Consider the following 5,025-nt stretch of genomic DNA (forward strand, 5'->3'; position numbering starts at 1 on the left):
GAGAACTGGCGCTTTTGTAGGCATTGATGAATTTGGACAATTCTGTGTTAGGGTGAGCTTTGAACAGGATATGAATGTGGTCTCTATCTTCATTCCATTCGATGAGAGTGATGTTGTAGTTTGTACTAATTCTTAGAAACATATCTTTGGCGTAATCTGAAACAGGGGGCGTGATGACTTTTCTTCGATACTTTATAACTAAGACAAGATGGTAACACATCGAGAAGACTGAATGATTGTTGTTGTCCAATTCCATTGATGTCACTTCCTTTCTGTTGGTTACCACTGAATATAGTATACAACAAAAAGGACAGATTAACCACTTCAAGCTATCGCTTGACCGAAATTCATCTCCCACTTTCACTGGTGCTTCGCACCCATACGCTTAGAAGTGGGAGACTTCTTTCGGAATTACGTTAAAAACAGGAAAAAGGCAGGTAATAAACGGTCAGCCCGTTTATTACCTGCCTTTAATTGCGCATTACATCAGATACAAGGTTAAAGGATCAGATTATTCGCCGATTCCTTCAATCCATTCAGATACAAGATCCGAATTGTTGTCGACCCAGTTGCGGGCAGCATCTTCAGGTTCTGCACCTTCCTGGATTTCAAGCATGACTTCTTCCATGTGGTCTGTTTCCCAGTAGAAATTATCAAGTAACTGATAAGCTTCTGGTAGGTCTTCAGATAGCCCTTCACGTACAAAAGTATCGATTGTTTCAGCTTCTCCGAATGAACCTTCCGGATCCTCAAGGTATTTCAGGTCGAACTGAGAGAATTTCCAGTGAGGAGACCATCCAGTTACGATAATTTCATCTTCGTTCTGGTATGCAGTAGTCAGTTCCTGGACCATTGCACCTGAAGAAGATGTCTGTACGTTCCATCCGTCAAGATTTTCGTAATCCTCTAAAGCTTGTTCAGCTGCAGCGACAACACCAGCACCTGCTTCGATTCCTGTAATTGTCTGACCCGCTTCATCTGAAAGATCAGCAATAGAATCAACATCCATATATTCAGGAACGACTAATCCAATTACGGCCCCTTCAAGGTTTGTTCCTAGGTGTTCCATTCTGTCTGAATACTCATCAAATTGTGCTTGGTGAGTACCAGGCAGCCATGCAGCAACCATTGCGTCTGCGTCTCCAGAAGCGACTGCTTCCCACATGATTGCATTGTCAAGAGCTGTCAAAGTAACGTCGTATCCCAAATCTTCAAGTACTTCTGCAACGACGTGTGTTGAAGCAATCTCTGAATCCCAGCTTACATAAGATAAAGTAATTTCATCACCATCGACAACTGTTTCAATTTCTTCACCGTTGTCTGCAGTGTCGCTATTATCTTCACATGCTGCTAAAAATAATACTGATGCAGATGCTGCTGTTAGTCCAAACTTTTTCCATGTCATATCCAAAATAAATCTCTCCTTCATAGTTTTGAGTGTATTTATTGTACTGTGTTTGCTTAATTATCTGATTTATTGAAGCCTTGCAGTACGCGGTCTAGAATGATTGCCAGTACCACTAAAGCAAATCCGGCAACGAATCCAGGCCCAACTTGGGCACGCTGGAGAGCATTGATGACGCGTTCACCTAATCCAGGCGCTCCGATCATTGAGGCAATAACAACCATTGAGAGTGCAAGCAGCACAGTCTGGTTTATTCCTGCCATAATAGTCGGTTTAGCCAGAGGCAGTTCAACTTTGAACAGACGCTGTGATCCGGTACTACCAAATGATTCTGCTGCTTCGATCATTTCATCAGGGACCTGACGGATACCCAGGTTCGTGAAGCGGACAGTTGGGGGCAGAGCGAAAATAACAGCTGAGAATACACCGGGTACCATACCGATTCCGAAAAAGGCAACGGCTGGAATAAGGTATACGAATGCCGGCATTGTCTGCATAAAGTCAAGAATTGGGGTAATGATCCAGTTGGCTGTCCGGCTCTTGGCCATCCAGATTCCAACAGGCACACCGATCAGTATGGAAAGCAGACTGGCAACGAGCACAAGCGTGATCGTGTACATTAATGGATCCCATAGTCCCTGGTTATGGATGTAAAGTAGTCCCAATAGTGTAAAAACAGGCAGTCCGAGTTTTTTGCGGCCAGCAAAGTATGCCAAAGCCACAAGCAGGACGATGAATAGGAGCGGCGGGATAAATAGAAGCAGATCTGTAATGCCATCCATCAGCCATGCGCCACCGTCACGAATCGCTCCAAAGAACCAAGACAGGTTCTGTGTCAGCCAGGTGATGATATTGGCCATCCATTCCGATACGGGTAAACGGGGGATCTGGTCTAATATACTATTGTTCATCTACTGTTTCCTCCTCTCGGTCTTTCACTAGTGCACCAAGGACGAGTCCTCGGACAACGATACCAAGTAGCTTGTCTTCTCCATCAACAACGGCGACTGGAGTCTGACTATTATGAATGACATCGTATAATTCATGAATCAACGTTTCTTTATGAACTTTAGGAATATCCGTGCGGACGATTTCCTGCAGATCTTTCTTGTCCTGTTTTACTGCCTCAAGAACATCTTCATCCGTAACGTAGCCTTTCAGCACATTGTTTTTATCGACAACAAGCATGCTGGATAAATTATCAGCCTTCATACGCTGCATGGCGACACGTGGTCCGCTCTGCTTGATACGAAGAGTCTGTGGGCGTTCCATGATGTTTTCTGCTGTTAGTACTTTAGAACGGTCCACATCTTCAACGAAACGTTCCACGTATTCATTGGCAGGATTTGTCAGAATCTCTTCGCCTGTTCCTACTTGCACGACTTCACCGTCTTTCATGATGGCAATGCGGTCACCGATACGCAGTGATTCATTTAAGTCATGTGTAATGAAAATGATTGTTTTGTGCATCGTGTCCTGCATTTCAAGCAGTTCATCCTGCATGTCACGTCTGATCAACGGGTCAAGTGCTGAGAACGCTTCGTCCATAAGCAGGATTTCAGGATCATTTGCAAGCGCACGTGCCAGTCCGACACGCTGCTGCATCCCACCAGATAACTGATTAGGACGTTGGTCTTTATATGGAAGAAGACCGGCATTATCGAGGGCACGTTCAGCTTTCTCCTGACGTTCTACCTTGTCTACTCCCTGAACTTCCAGTCCATACTCAGTATTTTCCAGAATCGTACGGTGCGGGAATAATCCAAAGTTCTGGAATACCATAGATACTTTTTCACGACGGACTTTTCTTAATTGCTCTTTATCCATCTTGGCAATGTCATCCCCATCGATCAGTATGTTGCCTTCAGTAGGTTCGATCAGCCTGTTCAGCATACGAACCAGTGTAGATTTACCACTACCGGATAATCCCATAATGACAAATATTTCACCTTGTTCTACTTTAAAGCTGGCTTTATTTACACCAACGGTTGCGCCTGTCTTTTCAAGAATGTCTTCTTTTGAATGACCCTTCTTTACTAATTCAAGGGCCTGACGTTCTTTCTTTCCGAAAATTTTCGTCAGATTCTGTATTTCTACCTTAGTAGTCAACAAGTTGTCCTCCTTGTATTTCAATTTGTTTTAAAGTTTGACGACAATACGTCGCTGACAGAAATCAAGTGTTGTCTTCTGCCTACGCTCCACTATTCAATGTACCAAAACAAGTTAGTAGTGTAAAACCATTCGCCTTTACAGTACTTTATGAGAAGAAATGTTATCGTTTACCAAACCCGTAACCAAACAATTCTAAGAATCTGATTAGAAATGACAAAATTGTTTCTTTTTGATGACTTTTTTAAAAGACAAGAGTGAAAGTTTCAAACAATCATTGAAGTGGAGCGTCTGATTTGACCCTGCCAAAAAATCTTTGTTAAGGTAGATATGTGTCTCATGTAATAATGGCTTTTTCCGTGCCTTTGAACAGGGCTATTATCTAATTGCTAAAAAAATTTTATCAATAAAGGATCTAGTTATTAACGGAGTTGGATGTGCATTGGGAATCGATAGGAAAGAATAAGAACAGGAGGAAAGAGAGAATGAAAAGTATAGATAAAAAAGGTCTGCTGTCACTCGCAGCTCTTTCTGCCACAGTCGTCTTGAGTGGCTGTCAGCTCTTCGGAGCGGCAGACGATGAGACAACTCTGGAGCGTGTTCAGCGCGAAGGAGAAGTGACTGTCGGTTTTGCAAACGAACAGCCATATGCATACCAGACAGCTGAAGGAGAACTGACCGGATCTTCGGTTGAGATTGCCAGACAGATTATGGAAAATATGGGAGTCTCTGAAATGAATGGGGTACTGACGGAATTTGCGTCGCTGATTCCAGGGCTTCAGGCAGAGCGATTTGATATGGTCGCTGCTGGTATGTTCATTACACCAGATAGAGCAGCTGCAGATCATATTCAGTTTGCCAATCCTGAATATACTATAGGTCAGGCTATTGCAGTGGAAGCAGGTAATCCACTGGATCTTCATTCATATGAAGACATTGCTGAAAATGATGATGCCATCGTTGCTGTGCCTTCTGGAACGGTAGAGTACGACTTTCTGCTGGATGTCGGAGTACCAGAGGGACGGATCGTTACCGTGCCGGATATGCCGTCAGCGCTTGCCGCACTTCAGGCTGGCCGTGCAGATGTCATTACAGCGACCGGACCGTCTCTGCAATCGATTCTGGATACAGCAGCTGATGACTCAATCGAACGTGTGGATGACTATACTCAGCCGGTGATCGATGGTGAGGAAGTCATCAACTATGGAGCAACAGTATTTAGAGATACAGATGAAGACTTTATTGAGGCCTTCAACCAGGAACTCGATAATCTTAAGAAATCCGGAGAACTTTTAGAGATTATTGAAGAATTCGGCTTTACTGAAGAAGATCTTCCAGGAGATGCAACGGTTGAAGATGCTATTTAACGACAATAATTTATACGGGAACTGTCAAATTTTTTATGAAAACTAAAAATTAAAGGTGGTGAAGGCCCACTGACTATACCAATCGGAGCCGCATTTGCCCTTGACAAACACTTGAATGGTTTCAGTTAAGGTCACAAGGGTGAC

3 protein-coding genes and 1 pseudogene are annotated in these 5,025 nt (G+C 43.5%); 1 reads left to right on the forward strand and 3 read right to left on the reverse strand.

Features of this window, described 5'->3' with window-relative positions; all coding sequences use genetic code 11:
• From tnpA to ACYQ4S_RS10715, 3 genes and pseudogenes are all read right to left on the reverse strand, one after another.
• A partial coding sequence (gene tnpA, locus ACYQ4S_RS10705) for an IS200/IS605 family transposase (protein WP_459771066.1) occupies nt 1–256 on the reverse strand: 256 nt, incomplete at its 3' end.
• 255 nt (nt 257–511) lie between these two features.
• A pseudogene (locus ACYQ4S_RS10710) lies at nt 512–2,316 on the reverse strand (ABC transporter permease/substrate binding protein).
• Nucleotides 2,306–3,514: a quaternary amine ABC transporter ATP-binding protein gene (locus ACYQ4S_RS10715; RefSeq protein WP_459771068.1), complete on the reverse strand. Its 1,209-nt coding sequence runs from the start codon at nt 3,512–3,514 to the stop codon at nt 2,306–2,308. The pseudogene ACYQ4S_RS10710 and the gene ACYQ4S_RS10715 overlap by 11 nt, the downstream one beginning before the upstream one ends.
• A 485-nt stretch (nt 3,515–3,999) precedes the next feature.
• Here ACYQ4S_RS10715 and ehuB point away from each other — a divergent pair, with 485 nt between their 5' ends.
• A complete protein-coding gene (ehuB, locus tag ACYQ4S_RS10720) occupies nt 4,000–4,881 on the forward strand; it encodes an ectoine/hydroxyectoine ABC transporter substrate-binding protein EhuB (protein WP_346024571.1) in 882 nt (293 codons plus the stop codon).
• Nucleotides 4,882–5,025 lie beyond the last annotated feature (144 nt).

Source organism: Alkalibacterium sp. s-m-28 (assembly GCF_054658175.1).